Source organism: Arhodomonas sp. AD133 (genome assembly GCF_051195215.1).
In the GTDB taxonomy this organism is placed as follows: domain Bacteria; phylum Pseudomonadota; class Gammaproteobacteria; order Nitrococcales; family Nitrococcaceae; genus Arhodomonas.
In genome coordinates, this window is sequence record NZ_JBNAZM010000008.1 from 13,611 (window position 1) to 37,849 (window position 24,239).

Below are 24,239 nucleotides of genomic sequence, written 5' to 3' on the forward strand. Positions count from 1 at the left end.
GTAGAGGTGCCGCTAGCCGGGGTGATGCGCCGCTCGGTGCGCGACCGAGGCGGGCAGCGACGCATCCAATACGGAGGCAGCTTATTGCCGGTTAGCGCTCGGTCAGCGCGAAGCGGCGGGAGTTTCGGCCATGGACGAGCGAGCGAACGGGCTGAAGACCATCTTCGCCAATATTCCCCTACGTGCGCGACTACTGATCATGGTCGCCCCCCTCACACTGGCCCTGCTGGCGTTCATCGTCATTCAGGTGGAGCAGGCCTGGCAGCGCAAGGGGGTTGCCAACGGTGCGTACTTCACGGCTGAGCTCGCCGTTGCCATCGGCGACGCCGTGCACGATCTGCAACACGAGCGCGGGTTGTCGGCGACGTATCTGGAGAATCCCGACCGATCCCTCCGTACGCAGCTCACCGGCAAGCACAGCGATACCGAAGAGACCCTGGCCGCCCTGAAACAGAGACTGCGGGATCGATCCGCACTCGCGGAGACAGGCGTGTCGATCGCAGGCGTCGAGCGAGGCGTCGAGCGCGTGCCACAGTTCCGGCGTCAGGTGCTGTCGCAGTCCATGAGCGCCGACGAGGCCGTGGAATCCTATTCCCGGGTGATCGCCAACCTTATCGGGGTGATCGAACGCCTGGCGGAGACCATGCCGGCGGGCACGCTCGCCGACACCACCCGAACGCTGACCCGGCTCATCGGCGTTCAGGAAGCGGCAGGGAAGGAACGGGCAGCGCTCTCACGGGCGACAGCGACCGGTACACTTCCGCTGCCCCTGCGCGACACGGCCATCGGCCTTGCCTCGGAACAGGCCGTACTGGTGCATCTCGCGCGGGAAAGTGCACCGGCAGCGGTTGCCGACCGCGTGACGGACCAGCGCGCCGATCGCGTACGGGCGCTGCGCGAACGCATCTTTGCCGGCAATGTCGGGAGCGTCTCCCAGCAACAGTGGTGGCAAGCCGCCTCGGAACGCATCGACGGGCTGTTTCAGTCCCAGGAGGCGGTCAACGACTACCTGCTCACCGTGGCCAAGGCGCAACGCGCGTCCGCTTGGAACTCACTCATGCTGGCCGCGGGCCTGGGCGTGATGATTCTCGCCGCGCTCGCGCTGACCTGGATACTCGCGGAGGACATTCGCAGCCGGCTCGCCGCACTCTATGACACGGTCGAGACCGTCGAGCGTACCTCGGACCTCACCCGGCGCAGCGGCATGAGCAGTCGCGACGAAATCGGCGGCCTCGCCGAACGACTGGACCGGATGCTGGCCCGGTTCGCCGTCACCGTTGGCAGCGTTGCCCAAGCCACCGGCGAGCTTGCCACCCCCGCGGAGCAGCTCGCCACCGTCAGCCAGCAACTGCGCGACGGCATCCAGCGCCAGCAAAGCGAGACCGATCAGGTCGCCAGCGCCATGAACGAGATGACGGCGGCAATACAGGAAGTCGCACGCAACGCCTCCGAGGCGTCCAATGCCGCCACCGACAGCGATCAGCGCACACGCGATGTGGATCAGCAGGTCGCCGACGTAAGCCAGGATGTCACCGACGTCGCCGCCGCGGTAGAACAGGTCACGACCCTGATGCGCTCCCTGGAGGAGCGCGCCGAGCAGATGAGCCAGGTCGTCGACATCATCCAGAGCGTGACGGAGCAGACCAACCTGCTGGCTCTCAACGCCTCTATCGAGGCGGCACGGGCCGGCGAGCACGGGCGTGGTTTCGCGGTCGTGGCAACGGAAGTGCGCTCGCTGGCGCAGAAGACCAGTGAATCCACCGACAGCATCCGCGAGCTGATCGGCGGCCTGCAGAAAGTGGCGTTGGAAGGCGTCACCGCAGTCCAGCGCGGACACGAGAAGGTCTCCACAACCCGCGAGGCTTCCGAATCGGCCCGTCAGGCGCTGGAGGAGATCACGGCTTCGGTGAGCGCCATGGCCGACATGACCAGCCAGATCGCCACGGCGACCGAAGAGCAGAGTGCCACCGCCGACGAGATCAACCGGAACATCACCAGCATCTGCCAGATCGGCGAGGAAACAGCCAACGGCGCCCGGGACACCTCCGGGGCGAGCGACGAGCTCGCCCGGCTCGCCGCCCGGCTGCAGGAGCAGGTCCAGCAGTTCAAAGTATGACGAACGCCGGTATGCGCCCGCCGGAACAGCTTCCGGCGGGCGCAGCATGCCACCGCTACGGCGCCTCACCGCCCTCCGGGCCATAGAAGATCACCCAGGTGGCGAAATCCTCGCTGAACTGCTCGAAGCGATGGACGACGCCCGCCGGCACGAACAGCACTTCGCCCACGGTAACGGGGTGGCGCTGATCGGCCTTGACGAAGTGCCCGGCACCGGAGGCGATCACGTAGACCTCGTCCCGTGTGTGGGGTTGCTGGCGATCCACCTTGTCCGGTTTGTAGTATTCGATGGCCAGCGAACCGTGCTCGAAGAGTAGCGCCACCTCACCCCCGCCCTGCTCGACGAGGCGTTGCAACGCGTGGTCCACGGTCATGCGTGGGGCCCGCCCGTTCATGACCGCCCCTGCGTCGACGCCGTGCGCTGCGGATCCGTGGCAAGGTACGGCGGCAATGACGCGGCAGCCCCGTAGGGCGCTGGCACCGCCTCTCCGACCACCTGGTGCAGCGGCACGACGCCCGCCCAGTGCGGCAGTCCGCGATCGCCCTCCAGGTCCTTCGGTGGACCACTTCGACGCTTGAAGCTCACCTCGTCCATGGACACCGCGATGACGCCCGTGGAGGCAAGCTCCTTGCGGTTGGCAGCACGGCAATCCGCCGACCGCCCCGGCATCACGTGGTCGACGATCCGGTCGAGCATGTCCGCTTTCACGTGGCCATCCTCCTCCGCGCGCGAGGTACCCGTCACCACCACCGAACGGAAGTTCACGGAGTGCTTGAGACCGGACTTCGCCAGCACGAGGCCATCGAGCAGCGTGACCGCCACCGTCACCGGCAGGCCACCGGCCAGGGCCCGGAAAAACCGCCCCCCGCGCGCGGCGTGCAGCCAGAGTGCGTTGTCGGCCCGTGCGTAGACCATGGGCAGGCACACGGGCCTGTCCCCGAGGGCGAACGCCACGTGGGCCACCAGGGCCTCGTCGAGCACGGCGTGGGCAGCCTCGCGAGTCTCGCTCATCGTGTTTCTCTCCTGTACTCGATCAGGGTTCGCCCTCTAGGCTAGAGAATATTGGATTATCCAAAAGGTCCATTTTCGGCGCATACAACTGGTCCAATTGGAGCCCCCTTGTCACCGACGGCAGCCACTACTGGCCACAAACGCCGGGCCCTGTACGAGGCGCTGAGAGCGGACATCCTCGCCGGGCGGCTGCACCCGGGCGACCGGCTGCCGGCCAGCCGCGAGGCCGCACGCACACACGGATGCGCACGCAACACGGTGGTGGATGTCTATGAGCGGCTTCAGGCTCATGGATACGTGGAAACCCGGCGCGGTGCCGGTACCTTCGTGGCCGACGGCGCGGCGGCGGCGGAAACCGGCACCGAGCGCTCCGCCGTGACCCCGGCACTGGCACCGGCGGCCCTTCACGCCATGGCACACCTGCGCGAGCGCCACGAGCAGCGACCCCATGGCGAAGCGGCGGTGGACTTCCAGTACGGGGCGGTGGCCGTGGACGAGGGGCTGCGCCGGGCCTGGCGGGTTGCCCTCGCCCGTGCCGGTCACGAGCTCGCGACCGCCTATCCGCCCGCCGCCGGTGATCCGCGCCTGCGCCAGGCGGTAGCCGACCACCTGCGCCGGCGTCGCCGAATGGTGGTGGATCCGGACCGCATCGTGATCACCGATGGCTCCCAACAGGGACTCTCCCTGGTCGCCCAGGCCCTGCTCGAACCCGGCCGCCGGGTGGTCATGGAGGAGCCCGGGTATCCCGGCGCGCGGGTGGTCTTCGAAGCCAGTGGGGCGGACACGCACCACCAGAGCATCGACAGTGACGGACTGGTAACCGACGACCTACCCCAAAGTGCCTCTCTCGCTTACGCGACCCCGAGCCACCAGTTCCCGACCGGCGGCGTTCTGGTCCTCGCGCGCCGACGGGCATTGTTGCGCTGGGCGGAGACGGCCGGTGCGTTCATTTTCGAAGACGACTACGACAGCGAATTCCGTCACGAGGGTCCGCCCCTGGAAACCCTGCATTCGCTGGATACCCAGGGCCGGGTCATCTACGGTGGCACGTTCTCCAAAGCGCTCTCACCCGCCATACGTCTGGGTTTCCTGGTATTGCCACCGGGACTGGTCGAACCGGTCAGAGCGCTCAAATGGCTCGGGGACCGGGCCACCACGACGCCGGTGCAAGTCGCGCTCGCCGAGCTCATCGAGCGTGGCGAGATGGAGCGGTTCATTCGGCGCACGCAAAAACGTCTGCAGCGCACGAGGGATGCGCTCATACGCGCCCTGCGCGCGGCGTTCTCGGACGCCGTCGTGGTAACGGGCGCCCACACCGGGATGCACCTCGTCGCGCACTTCCCTGCCCTGGCGGCGGAGGCGACCCCGCGGCTCGTCGACGCGGCCGCCACCCGCGGGGTGCGCATCTATCCCTTGTCCATGTATCGCGCTGCCGAACCGGGAACGACGAACACCGCAGCGATCCTTCTCGGCTACGCCACCGTCTCCGCCGAGATAATACCGGCGAGCGTCGACGCGCTGGCCGACGCATACCGCGACGTAACAGCCGCGCATGGCCGCCTGGGTACGTGACGGCACCGATGTCCCATTGATTCGTTCGGCACGACACCGATGCCCCACTGGCGGTCAATCTCTCCGGCCTCAACCGTGAGACCTGATCAGCGCGCCGCCGACGCGCGCCTGCGCTCGCCTTCGGCCGGTTGCGTCACCGTCTGACGGCCACCGCCGGTGAACAGGCCACGCATGTCCTCGATTGCCAGATACAGGCAGGGGATGAGGAACAGCAGAATCGCCGAGGAGAACACGATCCCGTAGCCCAGCGATATCGCCATGGGGATGATGAACCGAGCCTGCATCGAGGTTTCGAAGATCATCGGTGCGAGCCCGCCGAAGGTGGTCATCGTAGTGAGCAGGATCGGCCGAAAACGGCGCACCCCGGCGGCCAGCACCGACTCCTCCGGCGAGCTGCCCTCCCGCCGGCGGGCGTTGGCGTAGTCGATCATCACCAGCGAGCCGTTCACCACGACGCCCCCCAGCGCAATCATCCCCATGATGCTGATCATGCTGAGGCTGTAGCCCATGATGAGATGCCCGAGGATGGCGCCGACGATGCCGAAGGGAATCGCCGCCATCACGATCATGGGCTGGAAGTAGCTGCGGAAGGGCAGCGCGAGCAGCACGTAGATGCCCAGCAATGCCAGCGTCACGGTCTGGAAGAAGCTCTGGATGGCCTCGCGCATGCTCTCCTGGCGGCCGCCGAAGGAGTGGGACAGGCCCGGGAAGTCACGTTCGAGCTGGGGCAGCATCTCGCTGCGGAGCTCGCTTAGCACCCGGTTGGTCTGCTCGATGGGAGCAACATCCGCCGTCACCGTGAGCACGCGCCGGCCGTTGTCCCGGCTGATGCTGGTGAGCGCGCGACCCCGCTCGATGCGCGCGACCCCGGCGAGCGGCACGAACTCGCCCCCGGGGGTCCGGACCATGAACGAAGACACCGCTGCCTCGCTGTCGGTGGCCTCCGGCGGGAGCTGAACGCGCACCGTGACCTCGTTACCCCCGCGCAGCAACTTCAATGCCTCGGTACCGTAGAAAGCGGAACGAACCTGACGGGCGATGTCGTCGGCGGTGAGCCCCAGCGCCCTGCCACTCTCCGTGAGCCGCAGATTCCACTCCGGGTTGCCCTGCTGATAACCATCGTCCACGTCGCTCACGTAGTTGAGCTCCGCCAGCCGTTCCGCAAGGGCGGCGCTCGCACGGCTCAGGGTATCCACGTTGGCGTGGCTCAGCTCCACGGTGACGGCTGCCCCGCCGCCGGGCCCGCCGCGGTCGGCGTCGAAGCTGAACGACTCCACGCCCAGGACCTCGCCGGTGGCCTCACGCCAGCGCCGCACGAACTCGCCGGTACTGATCGGCCGCTCGTCCGCTGGTGTGAGATACACCCGTACCTCGACGGCGTCGCCCTCGATCTCGGTGTAGATCGCCTCGCCCAGGGACTCGCCACCGTTGCCCGCCACGACCGTCTCCGCGGACGATTCCAGGCGCGCGCGAACGCGTTCCAGATCGGCCATGGGCGAACCATAGGACAACGTCGCCGTGACCTCGGCGGTGTCCGACTCCACCCGCGGCATGAGGATGAACCCCATGCGCCCGCTCATGGCGTAGGCGAGCGTTACCGAGAGCAGCACCACCGCCGCACCGAGCGTCACGTAGCGCCACCGCACCGCGAGCTGGAGTACCGGCCCGTAGCCGTGCTCGATGAACCGGCTCACCGCGCGGCTGAAGCGTTGCTGGAGGCGGTGAAGCCTGGCGCCGGGACCGGTGGTGCCGCCCTCGCGGGTGTGCCCGAGGTGGGCCGGCAGTACGATCAGGGCCTCGATGAGCGATATGGCGAACACCGTGCCCACCACCACCGGGATGACCGCCCAGATCTGGCCGAATGCCCCGGGAATGAGCGCTAGCGGCAGGAAGGCGACGATATTGGTGAGCACGCTCACCACGATGGGAATGGCGATGTCCTGCGCGCCGCGGGTGGCGGCCTCCAGAAAGCCCATTCCTCGCTGTCGGTACTCGTAGATGTTCTCGCCGGCGACGATGGCGTCGTCCACCACGATGCCGAGCGCGATGATGAACGCGAACAACGAGACCATGTTGATGGAGACATCGAACCACGGAAGAAACAGGAACGCGCCCAGGAACGAGGTGGGAATGCCCACCGTTACCCAGAAGGCGAGCTTGAACTCGAGGAACAGGCTCAGCACCGCCAGCACCAGCAGCAACCCGATGAAACCGTTCTGCATCAGCAGCTCCAGGCGCTGCTGGTAAACCTCCGAGGCGTCACTCTGGATATCCACGTCGATCTGGGGTGGCAGGCCCGTGCGAATCTCCGGCAATACGGCGCGGGTCGCCTCGGAAACCCCGATGGGCGTCTCGTCCCCCACCCGGAAGACCTCCACCTCGATCGCCGGCCGGCCCTGGTAAGTGGAGATCTCGTCGACGTCGCGTGAGAAGGCCTCGCGGATGGTGGCAATGTCCTCCAGGCGGACGATGGCCCCCCCGGCGCCGGCGCGTATGACGATGTCCCGGAATGCCGCCGCCTGGGTGCGGCGCTCGTCCACCTTGAGCAGAATCTCGCCGCCCTCGGTCTCCACAGTGCCGGCGGAACGATCGCGGGCATTGCCGGCCACCGCCTCGGCGACATCCGAGAGGCTCAGCCCGTAGGCGCGCAGCGCGCCCTCCCGCACATCGATGTGGATTTCGTAGTCGCGCACGTTCTCCAGAGCGGTCTGGGTGACACCGTCGGCGAGGAGGATGCCGTCGCGCACCTGCTCGGCGGCGGCGCGCAGGGTATGGTCGGGCACGTCACCGTGGACGAGGATGTCGAGCACGTCCCGGCGCCAGCCGCTGAACTCGACCTGCGGGTCCTCGGCGTCACCGGGGAAAGTGTCGATCATGTCCACGGCGCGGGTGACGTCCTGGTAGGCGCGCTGGAGGTCGTACCCCTCGATCAGCTCCAGGATCACCGTGCCGCTGCCCTCACCGGCACGGGCGGTGATGTCCTTGACACCCTGAAGGCCGGTGACCGCCTCTTCGATGGGCAGCACCACGCCTTTCTCGATTTGCTCCGGCGTCGCCCCCGGGTAGGCAACGCTCACGTCGATGGCGTCGCGCTGGAAGCCCGGAAACACCTCCTGGGTGATGCGGGTGGTCATGTAAAGACCACCGAGGATGAGCACCAGCATCAGCAGGTTGGGCGCTACCCGGTGTTCGACGAACCAGCCGACGATACCCCGCTGGCGTCGCTCAATCGCCATTGCGGTTAGCCCCCGCCCCGGAGTCGCCGACGCGCAGCGGCATCCCCGCCGCCGGCGTGGAGATGCGCGAGGTGACGATGCGCTCGCCCGCCTCCAGTCCATCGGTGACGATTACGCGCTGCCTGTCCCGGTAGGCGATCTCCACCTCGCGAAATGCCAGCTCGTCGTCTGCGGTCATCACCCAGACGGTATTGCCGTCGTGTAGCCACGCCGGGTCCAGGGCAACGGCGTCGTCCACGGAGCGCCCCTGCACCGCGCCGCGCACGAAGGCCCCCAGGAGAACACGCGGCACCGCCTCGTCAGCCTCGCGGCCCAGCGGGTCATCGATGGCCACCTGCAGCCGCGCCATGCGGCCGTTCTCCTCCAGGCGATCGATCAGCGCCGTGACGTAGCCGGTGCGGTAGACGCCGTCCCGCCAGGCGTTCTCGTAGTGCAATCGCACGGCGGAGCCTCGGCTCTCGCCGTCCGGCGGCACATCGATCCACTGGAGCGCACTTACCGGAACCGTCAGCTCCACCCACCATCGGTCCAGGCCCACGAGCGTGCCCAGGTCGGTGGAAGAACCAACCTCGGCACCCGGGGCGACATCACGCGAAATCACCAGTCCATCGAAAGGTGCCGCGACCGACGTGTACGAGAGATCCAGCTCCGCCTCGGCGATCTGAGCCCGCGCCGCGGCTACGTCCGCCTGCGCACTGCGAAGCTGGGGCTGGCGCAGGATGAGCTCGCGCTCGTCCTCGGTGACGGATTCACCGAGGAGCTCGTACTCGCGCTCGGCGACTGCCTGTTGGCCGCGCTCCAGCGCAAGATCCGCCTGAGCGCGGGTGAGCTCGGCGCGGGCACTCTCCAGCGCGAGCTCATAGGGGCGGGCTTCCAACTCGACGAGGGGTTGTCCCGCCATGACCCGCCGTCCGGGGTCGAAGGCGGCCGCCACGTTCTCCACCCGCCCGGAGATCCGCGGGCGCAGCACGAGCTCCCGGGAGGCCTCGACCTCTCCCCACGCGGTCACCGTAATACGCTCCGAGCCCACGCGCGCCTGCGTCACCCCCACGAGCCGGGCGGTACGCTCAGGCGGTGCCCGCCGGCCCACCTGCTCCTCCGCGGAGAGCAGCCAGTACGCCAGCGCCGCACCAACGGCCACCAGGGCGAGGGCGAGCACGGCGTGGATCAGTCGTCTACCGCGGTGACCGCCGTCCGTCACGAGGGCACCCGACGCCTGCGCTGCCCCCTCATCGTCTCGGTACATCAATTACCCTCGGTGCTATCGAGTCCGGTCTCGCCGAAGCCACCACCGGCGACCGTGCGAATCAGCGCGATACGGTCGAGCAGCAGCTCCCAGCGCGCCTCCAGGACGTCACGCTGGGTGTCCTGCAGGCTCGACAGGGCGTCGAGCACGTCCAGATAATTGGCTGCACCCTTCAAGTAGCGCAGGCGAAGCTGCTGGTGGGCGCGCTCGGCGAGCTCCAGCTCCCTTTCCAATCCTTGGAGCACGCGGCGGTCCGTACGTTCCGCGATCAGCGCCTGCTCCACCTCCGCGGCAGCGTCCACCGCCGCCTGGGCGTACTCGTTGAAAGCAACCGCCCGGGCCGCACGGTCACGCTCCACCTGGGCCTCCAGCGCACCGCCACGAATGAGCGGCACGGCGAGCGAAGCGGCCAGCTGCGTCACCCAGTCTTCGAAAAGAGCCGCCGGTGCCAGCGCCGAAGACGTTAGAGAAGCCGACAGATCCAGGCTTGGATACTGCGCGGCGATGGCGCTCGCCACCTCCGCGTCCGCCGACCGCACCCGCAGATAGGCAGCCGCCAGGTCCGGCCGCTCCCGCAACCAACCGGCAGGCACCCCGATGGCCGGGCGCGGTGGAACCATAACCCGCTCATGGCCCGCCGGCAGCGCAAGCGCCTCCGGTGGACGTCCCACCAGAGCGGCGAGATCCGTGCGCTGGCGCTGAACCTCGCCGCGTGCGGTCTCCAGCCGAGTGGCGGTCTGCTCGCTCAGCTGGCGCTGGCGCAGGAGCTCGTCCAGGTTCGCCTGGCCGTTACGGTAGCGCACCCGCACCAGCTCGGCGATCTGCTCGCTGACCTCGAGCTGACGCTGCAGCAAGGCGACGACAGCGCGCTGACGCAGCAACGTGTAGTACGTAGTCGCCACCTCCGCTGTCAGCGACACCGCAGCCGCACGCAGATCGAACCGGGTCGCCTGCGCCTCCAGCCGCGCTGCGGTGGCCTCGGCAGCAACACCGCCCCAGAGATCCACCTCGTAACCCGCGACCAGACCGGCGCTGTAGCTGTCTCCCCCGGTGGAACCATTGCGCTGATCGCTTGCCTCGACGGTGCCATCGAGACTGGGCTTGAGATCGGCGCCCTCGATGCGAACCACCGCCCGCGCCTGGCGCAGCCGCGCACGCGCGGCGGCCATGGAGAAGCTGCCGGCCATGGCCGCACTCTCCAGCCGGTTGAGCGCCTGGTCGTCGAAATGGCGCCACCAGCGCGATGGCAGCACCGCCTCGCCTTCGGTGGAGAACGAATCGGGCAGCGGCACCTGAGCCGTGGATTCATGCCGCCCCGGGGCGCATCCGATGAGTGTGGCGGCGGCAATGAAGCACGCGACGGCGATAACCGACGCTCGGGTTACTGACATCGAATAGTGGCTCCTCTGGTACAGACGCATTATCGACGGCTGGAGACAGGCCGGGAAAGCGTGGCACTCCGATATTCACATTTGTTCACAATTGCGCAATCGCCCGTGCGGCGGCATACCGCAAAATCAGCAGCCATCTGCCCTCGATCACAATGCGCAATAGCTCGCCAACGCACGGTTGCAGCGGCAGGATGATCGGCTCACCCTTGGGGTGAGACGTCCGGCGCTGCCTGCCGCCGCGAACCACGGCACTCGGAACCGACGGCCGGGTTTCGGATCGAATGCTGCGGTGAAACGCGACCAACGGGGGCGACCAAAGGAGAGCGCAACAAATAGCATTCAACCGACTGCATCACAATTTACGCACGACAAAGGTTGGCTTGGAGCGTATCTCGACTCATAATGTCGGGGTTTTTGCGCTGCCGTTCGATCGCCAACGCTCCGACGCGGCAGGCGCCACCGCCGACTGGACTCCAAGGACAGCCCTGGCGAGGTATTCATGACCACTCACGTTCTGGTGGTCGACGATTCGACCATGTCGCGCAAGATCACCGTTCGCGCGCTTCCCGAGAACTGGGCGGGGGAAATCGTGCAGCTCGACAACGGCGCCGACGCCGTGGCCGCATGCCGCGACCGTTCCGTGGACGTCATGCTCCTGGATCTGACCATGCCCGGGATGAGCGGCTTCGACGTGCTCGAGGCCCTGCGCGAGATCGACGCGGCACCACCGGTCGTGGTCATTTCCGCGGATGCGCAGCCCAAGGCCGAGGAGCGCGCCCGCGAGCTGGGGGCACGGGGATTCGTGCGCAAGCCGGTACAACCCGACGCTTTGGCAGCGACCCTCCGCGACGCCGGACTCCTATGAGCGTGCAGCCGTTCTCCACCGATCAGCAGGACGCGTTACAGGAATTGGCCAATATGGCCATGGGACGCGCCGGTGCGGTACTGGCGGAAATGCTCGACGCCTATATCGAGCTTTCCGTTCCGCGCGTGCGCCTGATCGACTCCGACGCCCTGAGTGATGCGGTCATGGAGCTCACCCAGACCCGTGAATCGGTAGCGGCGGTACGGCAGTCGTTCGTGGACGGTCTCAACGGCGAAGCCATCGCCTTGTTCAGCGAGCAAGGCTGCCGGGGGCTCGCCGATCTGCTCGGCCATGACCTCGTTACCGAGGATGTCGAGCGCGAATTGCTGCTGGACGTGAGCAACATCCTCCTCGGTTCGGTCCTGCGCGGGCTCGCCGATCACACTTCGACGCGCCTGTCTCTCAGCCGCCCGACCATCCTCACGCTCTCCGCTCCTGTGTCGAAACTGCTGCATCCCGAACACCTTGCCTGGGACCAGGCGCTGCTCGTGGAGGTCAACTTCAGCCTCACCGAACGCGGTTTCGCCTGCCATCTCGTGCTCCTTATGCCCGAGGACAGCATCGACACCATGCGCGCCGCCGTGAACCGCCTCCTGGAGGATATCGGCTAGTGCGCTGGATCAGACGCCGGCACGCTATGAAAGTGCCCCTCTCTCGCCGCAGACCGCACTGCGACCTGTCGCCGTGCCAGGCCCTGGCGCGAATGGGGTACTTGCAAATGCGGCGAATCCCCGCTCCAGGACGTTAGCCGCTGTGATGATTCCCGCGACCCTGCTCAAGAGCGTTGTCGATCAGATCAACGTCGGCGTGGTCGTGATCGACGGCGACGCCCGGGTGCGCCTGTGCAATCGATTCATGGAGATTCATAGCGGGCACTCGGCGGAGAATCTGCTCGGCCACGACCTGTTCGCCTGCTTTCCCGAGCTGCCACGGCGGTGGTTCGAGGCCAAGATCCGTGGCGTCATGCTCACACGACAGTCCGCATTCAGCGCCTGGGAACAACGCCCACGACTATTCCACTTCGCCAACCGCCGCCCCCTCACCGGCGGCGTGGACTGGATGTACCAGAACTGCGACTTCCTCCCGCTCGTGGACGAGGACACCGATACCGTCGAAGGCGTGTGCGTGATTGTCCACGACGTCACCGACATTGCGGTGTACCAGCGCGAGCTGCAGGCAACCAAGGCGCACCTGGCGAAGCTCAGCGTGAGCGATCCGCTCACCGGTGTGGCAAACCGGCGCCACCTGGAAGACGTGCTCGCCATCGAGCTCAAGCGCAGCCGCCGTCATGATCTCACGCTGTCGGTGCTGATGTTCGACATCGACCACTTCAAGCGGATCAACGACACCCACGGCCACCTGGCAGGCGACGAGGTCATCTGCCACGTGACCCGGCTGGCCGAACAAAGCCTGCGCGATTCCGACACCCTCGGCCGTTACGGCGGCGAGGAATTCACACTCATCCTGCCGGAAACCGGCCTTACCGGGGCACAGGCAGTTGCCGAACGCCTCTGTCGCACCATTGCGGAAACGCCTGCCATGGTGGAGGACACACCGATCCACACCACCGTGAGCATCGGCGTCGCCGAGCGCCAGTCCGACGAGACGAACCACGACGGTCTGCTCGACCGCGCCGACGCCGGTCTCTATCAGGCCAAGCTCAGGGGCCGCAACCAGGTCGCCGTAGCTGAGTAAGTAAAAGGTCTCAAGTTGAACGTTTCAGGTTCCACGTTTCGGGAGGCCGCCGCGTTGCCTCGCTTCGCCGCCGTGCACCGTGGCAAAACGATGCACGGCGCCTGCCTCGTGAAACTTGCTATCTGAAACTTCGAACTCGCCCCCGCTCACTCCATGGTCGGCATGACGAACTCGCTGCCCTCACGCACGCCCTTGGGCCAGCGCTGGGTTACCGTTTTCATCTGCGTGTAGAAACGCACCGCCTCCGGGCCGTGGGCGTGGAGGACGCCGAAGCGCGAGCGCTTCCAGCCACCGAAGCTGTGGAAGGCCATGGGCACGGGGATGGGCACGTTCACGCCGACCATGCCCGCCTGGATACGATCAGCGTAGGTGCGCGCGGCCTCGCCGTCGCGGGTGAAGATCGCGGTGCCGTTGCCGAATTCGTGGGCGTTGACGAGCTCGACGGCCTCGTCGAAGTCGCCGGCGCGCACCACAGAGAGCACGGGGCCGAAGATCTCTTCGCGGTAGATGCGCATGTCCGGACGCACCCGGTCGAAGAGGCAGCCGCCGAGGAAGAAGCCCTCCTCGTGGCCGGGGACACTGAAGCCGCGGCCGTCGACGACGAGCTCGGCGCCCTCGGCGACGCCGGTGTCGACGTAGCCGCGGACTTTGTCCAGGTGCTCGCGGGTGACCAGCGGCCCCATCTCCGGCTCGGGATCGCGGTCGAGGCCGTTGCCGACAGTGAGCGTGCCCAGCCGCTCGACGAGCTTGGCGACCAGGCGGTCGGCGGTCGCCTCGCCCACGGGCACGGCGACGGAGACGGCCATGCAACGCTCGCCGGCGCTGCCGTACGCCGCGCCCATGAGCGCGTCGACGGCATCGTCGAGATCGGCATCGGGCATCACCACGAGGTGGTTCTTGGCGCCGCCGAGCGCCTGCACGCGCTTGCCGTGAGCCGCCCCAGTAGCGTAGATGGCCTCGGCGATCGGGGTGGAGCCGACGAAACTCACCGCCCCCACGCGCTCGTCTGTGAGCAGGGTGTCGACGGCCTCCTTGTCGCCGTTGACCACGTTGAACACGCCCGCCGGCAGCCCCGCCTCGGTCAAGAGCTCGGCGAGCAGCAGCGCCGTCGTCGGGTCCTTCTCCGAAGGCTTGAGCACGAAGGTGTTGCCGCAGGCGAGCGCCACCGGGAACATCCACATGGGCACCATCGCCGGGAAGTTGAACGGGGTGATGCCCGCGCACACGCCCACCGGCTGCTGCAGCGAGAAGGAGTCGACGCCGGTACCCACGTTCAGCGAGTGCTCGCCCTTCAACAGATGCGGGATGCCGCAGGCGAACTCCACCACCTCCATGCCGCGGATAACCTCGCCCCTGGCGTCGGAGAAGACCTTGCCGTGCTCGCGGGTGATGGCCTCGGCGAGGCGGTCGAGGTTGGCCTCCAGCAGCTCCTTGAACTTGAACATCACCCGCGCGCGGCGCAGCGGCGTGGTCCCCGCCCATCCCGGCAGCGCCGCCTCGGCGGCGGCGATGGCCGCGCGGGTCTGCTCCACGGAGGCAAGAGCGACCTCCGCGCTCTGCGCGCCGGTAGCGGGGTTGAAGACAGGCGCCCGGCGGCGGCCAGAATCGGCGACCACGGCGCCGTCGATGTAGTGGTGAATCGTGCCGTCGGTAGCGACGCTGGGTGCAGGGGTACTCATCAATCAGTCCTCGCTAGTAGAAGGTTTTTATGTCAGCGGCGACGCACTGGATTCGCGGCGAGTGATCGATTGCGAGTTCCAAGTGGCAAGTTTCAAGCGCCACGCGGCAGCCGGCACGTCGGCCAGCGCTTCGCGCTCGCCGACCTACGATGATGCTGCCTCGTTAGCGACGCGGCAGCGCACCGCTGGACGGCAGGGCAGAGGCTTGAGACTTGCCACTCGCGAGGTTGCGACGAAGCGCCGCTCGCGCGGCAAATCGGTTATGCCGGCTTCCGGTGCGTTTATCGCGCACGGGAGCGGGCCTGCAGCCAACGCCCTACACCGCAAGCTCCACGTCTGAAGTTCAACGATCTGGCCACGGCACGTAATCGGCCCGAGCCGGCACAGCGGACACCCCGCGGACTTGCCACTTGAAACTTTCAACCTGAAACTCGGCGCACCGCGCCGCTCCTAGTCACTGCGTATGCCCTCGAACAGCCAGGCGTGGTCCGGATCGTTCTGGAATAACCACTGGCGTTTCGGCCCCGCCATGACGTTCAGGTAATAGAGGTCATAGCCCGCCGGCGCGCCCACCGGGTGATAGCCGCGGGGGACCATCACGCAGTCGCCGTGCTCCACGGCCAGCGCCTCGTCCAGGGAGCGGTCGTCGGTGTAGATGCGTTGGAAGGCGAAGCCCTGGCGCGGATTGAGGCGGTGGTAGTACGTCTCCTCGAGCTGCGTTTCCTCGGTCTCGCGGTCGGTGTCGTGCTTGTGGGGCGGGTAGCTCGACCAGTTGCCGCCGGGGGTGTAGACCTCCACGAGCAGCAGACTGTCCGCCGGCTCGGAGTCGGGCAGCAGATTATGGATGCGCCGGCGCATGGAGCCGGTGCCGCGGTTCATGGTGTCCACGTCTTCCGGGCGGATGAGGCGAGGCTTGTGAGTACCCTTGCCCGGTGCGGAGCACAGCGCCACCTCCACGTCGGTCACCGCCTCCAGGCGCACTTGGTCGCCGTCGGGGACATAAAGCACGTAGGCGGGTGTCTGCTCGAAGACATCCATGCGGCCGCCGATCTCGCCCCAGTCCTCGTTCGCGGTCTGCGCCCGGGCACGGCCGGTGAGCATCACCACGCCGAGCTCCCGGCTGCCGGTTTTCCGCTCCAGCGTCTCGCCGGCCTTGAGCTCATAGACCTCGAAGCCCACGTATTGCCAGCCAGCGGACTCCGGGGTGACGGCGAGCACGCGCCCGTCGGCCTCGCGCTCATGGGGTCTGGCGATGAGGTTTGGCATAGTCGCCTCCTGACAAGTGCCTGTCGATATTCGGGACAACTCGTTGGTCTTCAAGCTTGCGCTGCGCCATAGGCGTAGGGTGGGTGAAGCAACGCGCAACCCACCATCCGGGCACGAACGGCTATCAACGCAGGCCCGCGGCCGCCGTCTCGCGGTCGAGGTAATCGAAGCCCATGCGCGCATAGGTAAGCGGATGCGCCTTCTCCGGGTCCTGCTCAGCTTCCACCACGACCCAGCCCGAGTAGTCGAGCGCGGCCAGATGACGGAACAGCGGCGGGTAATCGATGAAGCCATCCCCCGGGACGGTGAACGCGCCGGCGAGCACTGCATCCAGGAAGCTCGAATCCGCCGCCCGCGCCTGCTCGAGCACGTCTCGCCGAATGTCCTTGCAATGGACGTGGTTGACGCGCGGCCCATGCTTGTCGATCACCCGCTGTGGGTCACCGCCGGCGTAGACGAGATGCCCGGTATCCAGCAACAGACCGACCGACTCACCGGTCCCCGCCATGAGCCGATCGATCTCCTCCTCGGTCTCCACCACCGTGCCCATATGGTGGTGATAGGCCATGCGGACACCCTGCTCGGCCAGGTAATCGGCCACCACCGTTAGCCGTTCGCAGAAGCCTTGCCACTCGATGTCGCTCATGCGCGGCCGCCGGGAGACCGGCGTGGTACGATCACCGTGCACACAGCCAGTGACCTCGCAGAAGACCATGGCGGTGCATCCCTGGCTTTTCAGTAGTTCCAAGTGTTTCTGAACAGCTTCGATCTCTGCCTCGGCGCTGCGTTCGAGCAGCTGCGCGCTATACCAGCCAGAAACCAGGTTCAGATCGAACTCCGCCAGCTTCGCCTCGAGCGCCTGGGGCTCCCGAGGAAACTTGTTACCCATCTCGATGCCCTCGAAACCCGCTTCCCGCGCCTCGGCCAGGCAGATCTCAAGCGGCGTCTCCCCGCCCAGCGAGGGCATGTCGTCATTGCTCCAGGTGATCGGGTTGATGCCGAGACGTACGGTCATTGCGGGCTCCCGGGTGTGAGTTGCGAGTTTCGGGTTGCGAGTTTCAGGTCGCGCGGGGCGACCGTAGTGCGTTCTTTGGCCGCGGAACTCCAAGCGAAAGTTTCAAGTTGCAAGTCAAAAGAAACGCATTTCCGTTCAGTAGGCTGGCCGCCGCCACGGCACGGCCGCTCCCGCTTTGTACTTGCCACTTTCCTCTTGCCACTCGACTACGGCCTTTGCCGGCGTTTGTTCGCCTCGTAGCCCTGCCGCGCCTCCGTCACCTCCTGGCGCTCGGAGCGTTCGGGGACGGGCACGTCCCACCAGGCGCCGCCCTCGGCAGTGCTCGGTCCCGGGTCGGTGGCGAGGCTGATGACATAGGTGCGCTCCGCCGCGCGGGCGCGCTCCAGGGCCGCTTCCAGCGCGGCGATGCCCTCGACGTACTCGGCCTCCGCGCCCAAGGCACGGGCATGGGCGGCGAAATCCACCGGTGGCGCGCCTTCGCCGGCTTGCCAGGTGTCGGCGAGGAGGTTGTTGAACGGCGCCCCGCCGCAGGCCTGCTGGAGGCGGTTGATGCAGCCGAAGCCGCGGTTGTCGAGGACGACCACGATGAGCTTCGCCCCCATGGCTACCGAGGTGGCGAGCTCGGAGTTGAGCATGAGGTAGCTGCCGTCACCGACGAGCACGAACACCTCGCGCTCCGGCTGGGCGAGCTTCACCCCAAGGCCACCGGCGATCTCGTAGCCCATGCACGAATAGCCGTACTCCAGGTGATAGCCGCCCGGGGACTTCACCCGCCAGAGCTTGTGGAGCTCACCGGGCAGACCGCCGGCGGCGCAAACCACGATTCCATCCTCCCGACTGAAACGGTTCACCGCCCCCAGCACCTGCATGTCGGTGGGCTGTAACCGGCCGTCGTCGGCGGTGACGGTGTCGATCACCGCCGACCAGTCGTCCCAGGCGTGGTGGGCACGCTCGATCCATTGCGTCGGCGCGCGATGCCCACCCAGGGCTTCACCCAGCGCTGCCAGGCCCACATCGGCGTCGGCGACCAGCGGCACAGCGTCGTGCTTGGCCGCGTCGAAGCGCTGGACGTTGAGGCCAATGAGCTGCAAGTCCGGGTCCTGGAAGACCGAACGGGAAGCGGTCGGGAAATCGGCCAGACGTGTCCCCACCGCCAGCACCACGTCCGCCTCGGCGGCCAGGGCATTGGCCGCCGCTGTGCCGGTCACCCCGACGGCGCCGACGTTCGCCGGATGCTCGGCGGTAAGCGTGCCCTTGCCGGCCTGGGTCTCAGCAACGGGAATCCCGTGGCGCTCGGCGAACTCACCGAGGCGTTCACGGGCACCCGCGTAGTGCACGCCACCACCGGCAACGATGAGGGGGCGTTGGGCCGAGCGCAGCCGCGTCACCGCCTCGGCGAGCTCGTCGGCGTCCGGCTGAGGACGGCGTGGCCTGTGAACACGGGGACGGAAGAAGGCTTCCGGGTAGTCATAAGCCTCCGCCTGCACGTCCTGGGGCAACGCGATGGTCACCGGCCCGCAGTCGGCGGGATCGGTAAGCGTCGCCACCGCCTGGGGAAGACTGCGCAGCAGCTGCTCCGGTCGGGTGATACGGTCCCAGTAGCGCGAGACCGGGCGGAAACAGTCATTTACCGTGGTCGTGGGGTCATCGAAGTGCTCGACCTGCTGCAGCACCGGATCAGGAGCGCGCGTGGCGAATGTGTCCCCCGGCAACAACAGTACCGGCAGGCGGTTGACGTGCGCGAGCGCGGCCGCGGTGACCAGGTTGGTCGCCCCCGGACCGATGGAGGTGGTGCACGCCATCATGCGCCGACGCTCGTGCGCCTTGGCATAGGCAATCGCGGTGTGCGCCATCGCCTGCTCGTTGTGGCCGCGGAACGTGGGCAGCGCCTCGCGGGCGTGATAGAGCGCCTCACCCAAACCGGCGACGTTGCCGTGGCCGAAGATCGCGAACACGCCGGCGACGAGCGGCACACGTTCGCCGTCGATGTCGGTGTACTGATTGGCGAGATAGCGCACCAACGCCTGCGCCATTGTGAGTCGAACCGTGGACATCGCCCTCTCCTTATCGATGATCCGGCTATGCCTGTCCCCGCGGGGGTACCGTCACGCTCGTGCGAGCCTGCTGCCACAGGTCGACGATCTCGCGGTAGCGTTCGGCGACCTCGGCGACCACGCGCTCGTCGTCGATCTCGCCGTCGAGCCACCGCCGCGAAGGGTCGGCGAAAATGCTGCGCCCAACCGCGAACCCTTTACACCAGGGCTGGGCGGCGGCGGCGCGGAACCCTGCGGCGAGCGCCTCGGCCGGGGCCTCCAGCCCCAACAGCAGCACGCCCCGGCAGTGCGGATCGCGCGCCTCGATTACTGCCGTGATGTGGGTCCAGGCCGCCTCGCTCGGCGCCTCCAGCTTCCACCAGTCGGGATAGACACCGAGCGCGTAGATGCGCTCCAGCGCACGCGCGACCGTACGGTCGTCCCGCCCGGTTTCGGCCGGTGGAATGATCTCCAGCAACAGCTCGTGGCCGGTGGCAACGCACGCTTCATAGAGAGCGCTCACCCGCGCGTCCTGCGCCACACGCAGGTCAGGTTCGTCATCCGGGTGATAGAAGACCAGGCACTTGACCACCTGCTCCTGCGGCCAGCGTGCGATCTCGAGCCCGACATTCGCACCCGCCTCGAAGGTTAACGGTCGCGAGCCGGGCTGCTCCACCGGCCGCCCGATCCACACGCCCTCGCCGGTGAGCGACTCGAGCACGTGCTCGCCGTAACGGCCGTCGACCAGCACACCGGCATTGCCGGCGAGCCCCGCCTGCGCCGCCGCCTCCCGGGCACCGCGGGCAATGAGCGCCTTCAGCGCGGGCAGCCGCGAGACGTCGGCGCCGCATTCGGCGGCCATGTCCTCGAGCTGCACGCGATGATCGAAGGCGAGCGCGCAGACTTCCGGCCAGTCCCGACGCCGGGTAGTCACCCTGTGGAGGTGATTCAATCGGGCGTCGCGGTCGGGCCGCGGCACGTGCTCGGCCCGGGCGAGATAGTCGTCGAGCTCGGTCTTGCTCGGCATCGCGGGCGTGCAACCGTGGCGGGACACCACCAGCGCTCCGCAGGCATTGGCATAACGCCCGCAGCTCCCCCAGTCCTCGCCGTTGAGGTACCCCCGCAGAAAGCCCGCCATGAAAGCGTCACCGGCACCGAGAACGTTCAGAACCTCGACCGCCACGCCCGGCACGGAAATTCCATCGTCGAGGCGTTCGGGAATCGCCTCGGGGAAAATGCTGCACCCCGTGGGACCGCGCTTGACCACGATGGCCGCGTCGGTGAGCTCGCGCAGCCGCCGCAGTGCGGCGATGGTGTCGGTGCTGCCGCCAGCGATATGGATTTCTTCCTCGGTGCCGACGATGAGATCGAACAGCCCCACGATGCCCTGCAAATGCTCGGTCACGCTCTGGGACGCGACGAAGCGCTCTTCACCTGCACCGTGACCGGTGAGCCCCCAGAGGACCGGGCGGTAGTCGATGTCGAAGACGCACCGCCCGCCCGCGGCTTTCATGTACTCAATGGCCCGGCGGCTCGTACGGTCCACCTGGCCGGTGGAGAAATGCGTGCCGGTGATGAGCAGCGTGCGTGCCGAAGCAATGAACGCCTCGTCGAAGTCCGCCACGTCCACCGCCATGTCCGCGCAGTTCTCGCGATAGAAGATCAACGGGAAAGTATCCCGGTCCTTGATACCGAGCAGCACCAGCCCCGTGAGCCGCTCCGGATCGGTGACCACGTGGCTCGTATCCACCCCTTCGGAGGCGAGTGTTTCGCGGACGAAGCGGCCCATGTGCTCGTCGCCCACGCGGGTGAGCATGGCGGAGCGCAGGCCCTGACGCGCGCTGCCGGTGGCAATGTTCAGCGACGAGCCGCCCACGTACTTGCGGAACGACTGCATGTCCTCCAGGCGGCTGCCGAGCTGGTCCCCGTAGAGATCCACCACTGCCCGGCCGAGACAGATCACGTCGAGTGGTTTGTCGGTCATGTCAGGCAAACCTCCGTTTCGGCGCGCTACGCCCGCGCCAGTGCATTCCGGTCAAACCGCCGGCAGCGCCTGCCAGGCACGCTCGGCGGCCGAGTGTTCGATAGCCTCGATGAGCCGCGAGACGCGTGAGGCTTCGCGAAAGTCCGGCGCGGCGCTTGTCCCCTCGCGCACGGCCGTCACCAGATCGCGCGCCTCCACGATCTTCTGGTCGTTAAAGCCGAGGCCGTGGCCTGGTGCCGGGGAGAACGCCCCGTAATCCGGGTGATCGGGCCCCAGCAGGATGGTGCGGTAGCCCTGCCGTCCGCGGGGGTCGGAGCCGGTGTACAGACGGATCTCGCTCATGCGCTCCTGGTCGAAGGCGATCGCCCCGCGGGTGCCGGTGATCTCGTAGGTGAGCCCCATCTTGCGGCCCACGGCCACGCGGCTGGTCTCAACGACGCCGCTGGCCCCGCCGGCGAAGCGCATCAGGCAGGCGGCCTCGTCGTCGTTCTCTACCGAGCGCGTGCGCGTGCGGTCTTCCGGAAGCGGGCGCTCGCGCACCACAGTGCGCAGGTCGGCACATACCTCCACCACCGACCCCACCAGGTAACGCGCCAGGTGCAGGATGTGGGCGCCGACGTCACCGAGAGCACCACTGCCGGACAGGGCTCGGTCACAGCGCCAGTTGAACGGCGCCGCCGGATCGGCGAGATAATCCTCGTTGTGGGTGCCGCGAAAATGCACCACATCCCCGATCTCGCCGCTCGCGATGATTTCGCGAACCAACGCCGTTGCGGGGTTCTTCGCGTAGTTGAAACCGACCAGGGTCACCACGCCGGCGGCCTCTGCGGCATCGGCCATGGCCTCGGCGTCAACGGCGGTGAGCGCGAGTGGTTTCTCGCAGTAGACGTGCTTGCCGGCCTCGATGGCCGCGAGTGCCATGGGCTTGTGTAGGTGGTTGGGCGAACACACGTCCACGATGTCCACGGCCGGATCGGTGACCAGCGTCGGCCAATCACCGCTACAGCGGGTGAACCCCAGCCGCTGCCCGGCGGCGCGGGCGTTCTCCTCGTCGGCGTCGGCGAGCACGGCGAGGTGCACCGCCCCCGCCTCCGGGAATACCGCCGGTAACGCCCGATAGGCGATGGTGTGGGCCTTGCCCATGAACCCGGAGCCGATCAGCCCGATACCCAGCTCGTTCATTGCGTTACGTCCACGCTCTCTCAGTGATCGCGAAGGGCCGCCCCGGCCCGCAGGCCGGGGCGCCACCGGGCTTTAGCGCACGCGCCCAGCGAGCTCCTTGACCAAGTCAACGTTTTCCTTGGTCACGAAACCGGGGCCGGAGCGGATGTTATTGGCGGGCATCAGGCCGTAGCGGCTATACAGCGCCAGTGTGACCACCGGCATATAGCCTTGGAGATAGGGCTGCTGATCGATGGCGAAGTCGACCACACCCGCCTGGATCGCCGCCGCGATGGGATCGCTCAGATCGAAGGTGGCAAAGTGGACCTTGCCGGCGACGCCGAGATCCTTGAGGGCACGAATCGTTGGATGGGCGGAATTGGGGCCCAGCGCCAGAATGCCGTTGGTATCCGGGTTCTGACGCAGATAGGCGGCCACTTTTTTCTGCACCTCAGTGGGATCGATACCGGCGTCGATCATCTGGTCACCGAGCTCGACGCCCAGGCCCTCGGCATACCCCCGGCAACGCTCCACCGACGCAGGGTTGGTGATGTAGTGGTTGACGCAGACGAAACGCGTCACCCCGGCTTCCTTGGCGCGTTCGCCAGCCTTCAGGCCGGCGTAGTGCTCCGGTTGCCCGACGTGCATGCTGGCGCCAAGCTCCGCGCTCTGCTCCTCGGTTCCGGAGTTGATCGTGATCACCGGAATCCCTCGCTGGACAGCCTTGCGAATCGGATCCTCGAGCACGTCGTAGTCCGCGATCGTCGTTATCAGGCCATCCGGTCGGGAAGCCACCGCCTGCTCGATAATCCGTGCCATGTTGGCCAGGTCGCCATTGGGCGGATTGCGGTACTCGACCTCCGCATTCACACGCTCGCCGGCTTCGTTGATGGCATTACGGACGGTGTTCCACCAGGAGTCCCCGTTGGGTGCGTGGCTGACGAGCACGAACCTCAGCGCCTCGTTGTTCTGCTGAGCCGCCACCGGCCCCGCCGCAAGCCCGAACGCGACCGCGCCTGCCGCGGCCATCGCCGACAGTCCGATCTTCCGCAACACGTTTCGCATCGTCTCTTCTCCTCCATTTGAGGGCCGTCCGGCCCCGTACCGGTAAAGCGGTTCGTTCTATCGCGCCGCAGTCTGATCCGTAGCCGCGGCACCATTGCGGGCGGCATCGGCGCGCTGGAACTCCGCGAGCTCCACTTCCAGCTCGTCGAGGACGGCACCGCCGGCCATCATTTCCAGTACCTCCTCGCGGCTGACGTCGCCCTTGGCGAAGGTGCCGAGGCTCTGACCGCGGTTGAGCAGCGTGAAGCGGTCGGCCACGGGAAAGGCGTGATGCACGTTGTGCGTGATGAGAATCACGGCGATGCCCTCGGCGCGTGCTTTGGCCACCGTCTTCATGACGTTGGCCGACTGTTTCACGCCAAGCGCCGCGGTGGGCTCGTCCAGGATGAGCACGCGCGCGCCGAAATGAATCGCCCGGGCAATCGCCAGGCTCTGGCGCTCGCCGCCGGACATGGTGCCGATGGCCTGCCCCGGGTCGCGCACCTCGATGCCCATGCGCGCCAACCCTTCGCAGGCAATGACGTCGGCGCGGTCGATGTCGAAGCGCTTGAACGGCCCCCAGCCCTTCGTGATCTCGCGACCCATGAAGAAGTTGCGGGTAATGCTCATCAGCGGTACCAGCGCGAGATCCTGGTATACGGTGGCGATGCCGCGGTCGAGCGCCTCACGGGGCGAGCCGAGCGTCACGGGTTTGCCATCGATGAGGTATTCGCCGTCGCTGGGCTGATGGACGCCCGCGAGGGTTTTTATCAGCGTCGATTTCCCGGCACCGTTGTCCCCCAGCAGGCAGTGCACTTCCGACGGTTTCACTTCGAAGGAGACGTCCTGCAGCGCGATCACCGACCCGAAGAAGCGGGAGACCTTGCGCAGTTCGAGGATGTTCTCGCTCATGGCTGACTCTCCC

The 24,239-nt window shown here is 67.2% G+C and carries 18 protein-coding genes; 5 read left to right on the forward strand and 13 right to left on the reverse strand.

Features of this window, described 5'->3' with window-relative positions; genetic code table 11:
- Positions 1-130 precede the first annotated feature (130 nt).
- Complete coding sequence (locus tag ACPEES_RS06855; protein WP_435102402.1) at positions 131-2,116, forward strand: methyl-accepting chemotaxis protein; 1,986 nt, start codon at positions 131-133, stop codon at positions 2,114-2,116.
- 55 nt (positions 2,117-2,171) lie between these two features.
- On the opposite strand, the gene ACPEES_RS06860 is transcribed toward ACPEES_RS06855, so the two are convergent.
- The gene (locus ACPEES_RS06860) at positions 2,172-2,510 is read right to left on the reverse strand and encodes a cupin domain-containing protein (RefSeq protein ID WP_435102404.1); all 339 of its coding nucleotides are present in this window, start codon (positions 2,508-2,510) and stop codon (positions 2,172-2,174) included.
- On the reverse strand, positions 2,507-3,127 hold the full coding sequence (locus ACPEES_RS06865) for a pyridoxamine 5'-phosphate oxidase family protein (RefSeq protein WP_435102406.1): 621 nt from the start codon (positions 3,125-3,127) through the stop codon (positions 2,507-2,509). Before ACPEES_RS06865 ends, ACPEES_RS06860 begins: the two co-directional genes overlap by 4 nt.
- A 108-nt stretch (positions 3,128-3,235) precedes the next feature.
- Here ACPEES_RS06865 and ACPEES_RS06870 point away from each other — a divergent pair, with 108 nt between their 5' ends.
- Positions 3,236-4,699 (forward strand): PLP-dependent aminotransferase family protein, encoded by a 1,464-nt coding sequence (locus ACPEES_RS06870; protein ID WP_435102408.1) that lies wholly within the window; start codon positions 3,236-3,238, stop codon positions 4,697-4,699.
- Positions 4,700-4,785: 86 nt separating this feature from the next.
- Here the strand turns inward: ACPEES_RS06870 and ACPEES_RS06875 are convergent, their stop codons facing one another.
- Genes ACPEES_RS06875 through ACPEES_RS06885 form a run of 3 tightly spaced genes read right to left on the reverse strand, consistent with a single transcriptional unit; the run spans position 4,786 to position 10,572 of the window.
- On the reverse strand, positions 4,786-7,935 hold the full coding sequence (locus ACPEES_RS06875; protein WP_435102410.1) for an efflux RND transporter permease subunit: 3,150 nt from the start codon (positions 7,933-7,935) through the stop codon (positions 4,786-4,788).
- On the reverse strand, positions 7,925-9,181 hold the full coding sequence (locus tag ACPEES_RS06880; RefSeq protein WP_435102412.1) for an efflux RND transporter periplasmic adaptor subunit: 1,257 nt from the start codon (positions 9,179-9,181) through the stop codon (positions 7,925-7,927). Before ACPEES_RS06880 ends, ACPEES_RS06875 begins: the two co-directional genes overlap by 11 nt.
- A complete protein-coding gene (locus ACPEES_RS06885) occupies positions 9,181-10,572 on the reverse strand; it encodes an efflux transporter outer membrane subunit (protein WP_435102414.1) in 1,392 nt (463 codons plus the stop codon). Before ACPEES_RS06885 ends, ACPEES_RS06880 begins: the two co-directional genes overlap by 1 nt.
- A gap of 499 nt (positions 10,573-11,071) precedes the next feature.
- On the opposite strand from ACPEES_RS06885, the gene ACPEES_RS06890 reads away from it, so the two are divergent.
- The 3 genes from ACPEES_RS06890 to ACPEES_RS06900 all read left to right on the forward strand — a co-directional run bounded on the left by ACPEES_RS06890 (position 11,072) and on the right by ACPEES_RS06900 (position 13,132).
- The gene (locus tag ACPEES_RS06890) at positions 11,072-11,437 is read left to right on the forward strand and encodes a response regulator (RefSeq protein WP_435102416.1); all 366 of its coding nucleotides are present in this window, start codon (positions 11,072-11,074) and stop codon (positions 11,435-11,437) included.
- A complete protein-coding gene (locus ACPEES_RS06895; protein WP_435102418.1) occupies positions 11,434-12,048 on the forward strand; it encodes a chemotaxis protein CheC in 615 nt (204 codons plus the stop codon). Before ACPEES_RS06890 ends, ACPEES_RS06895 begins: the two co-directional genes overlap by 4 nt.
- Positions 12,049-12,193: 145 nt before the next feature.
- Positions 12,194-13,132 carry a diguanylate cyclase gene (locus ACPEES_RS06900; RefSeq protein WP_435102647.1) on the forward strand — a complete coding sequence of 313 codons (939 nt, stop codon included), beginning with the start codon at positions 12,194-12,196 and terminating at the stop codon, positions 13,130-13,132.
- 146 nt (positions 13,133-13,278) lie between these two features.
- On the opposite strand, the gene ACPEES_RS06905 is transcribed toward ACPEES_RS06900, so the two are convergent.
- The 8 genes from ACPEES_RS06905 to ACPEES_RS06940 all read right to left on the reverse strand — a co-directional run bounded on the left by ACPEES_RS06905 (position 13,279) and on the right by ACPEES_RS06940 (position 24,226).
- Positions 13,279-14,811 carry a CoA-acylating methylmalonate-semialdehyde dehydrogenase gene (locus ACPEES_RS06905; RefSeq protein ID WP_435102421.1) on the reverse strand — a complete coding sequence of 511 codons (1,533 nt, stop codon included), beginning with the start codon at positions 14,809-14,811 and terminating at the stop codon, positions 13,279-13,281.
- A gap of 450 nt (positions 14,812-15,261) precedes the next feature.
- Positions 15,262-16,077 (reverse strand): 5-deoxy-glucuronate isomerase, encoded by an 816-nt coding sequence (gene iolB / locus ACPEES_RS06910; RefSeq protein ID WP_435102423.1) that lies wholly within the window; start codon positions 16,075-16,077, stop codon positions 15,262-15,264.
- Positions 16,078-16,201: 124 nt separating this feature from the next.
- Complete coding sequence (gene iolE / locus ACPEES_RS06915; RefSeq protein WP_435102425.1) at positions 16,202-17,092, reverse strand: myo-inosose-2 dehydratase; 891 nt, start codon at positions 17,090-17,092, stop codon at positions 16,202-16,204.
- A gap of 206 nt (positions 17,093-17,298) precedes the next feature.
- Positions 17,299-19,146: a 3D-(3,5/4)-trihydroxycyclohexane-1,2-dione acylhydrolase (decyclizing) gene (gene iolD / locus ACPEES_RS06920; RefSeq protein WP_435102428.1), complete on the reverse strand. Its 1,848-nt coding sequence runs from the start codon at positions 19,144-19,146 to the stop codon at positions 17,299-17,301.
- Between the two features lie 25 nt (positions 19,147-19,171).
- Positions 19,172-21,109 carry a bifunctional 5-dehydro-2-deoxygluconokinase/5-dehydro-2-deoxyphosphogluconate aldolase gene (locus ACPEES_RS06925; RefSeq protein ID WP_435102431.1) on the reverse strand — a complete coding sequence of 646 codons (1,938 nt, stop codon included), beginning with the start codon at positions 21,107-21,109 and terminating at the stop codon, positions 19,172-19,174.
- A 51-nt stretch (positions 21,110-21,160) separates the two neighbouring features.
- Positions 21,161-22,291 (reverse strand): Gfo/Idh/MocA family protein, encoded by a 1,131-nt coding sequence (locus ACPEES_RS06930; RefSeq protein WP_435102433.1) that lies wholly within the window; start codon positions 22,289-22,291, stop codon positions 21,161-21,163.
- 72 nt (positions 22,292-22,363) lie between these two features.
- Positions 22,364-23,335, reverse strand: coding sequence for a sugar ABC transporter substrate-binding protein (locus ACPEES_RS06935; protein ID WP_435102435.1), 972 nt, complete (start codon positions 23,333-23,335; stop codon positions 22,364-22,366).
- 57 nt (positions 23,336-23,392) lie between these two features.
- Positions 23,393-24,226, reverse strand: a complete 834-nt coding sequence (locus tag ACPEES_RS06940; protein WP_435102437.1) for an ATP-binding cassette domain-containing protein — start codon at positions 24,224-24,226, stop codon at positions 23,393-23,395.
- Between the last annotated feature and the right edge of the window lie 13 nt (positions 24,227-24,239).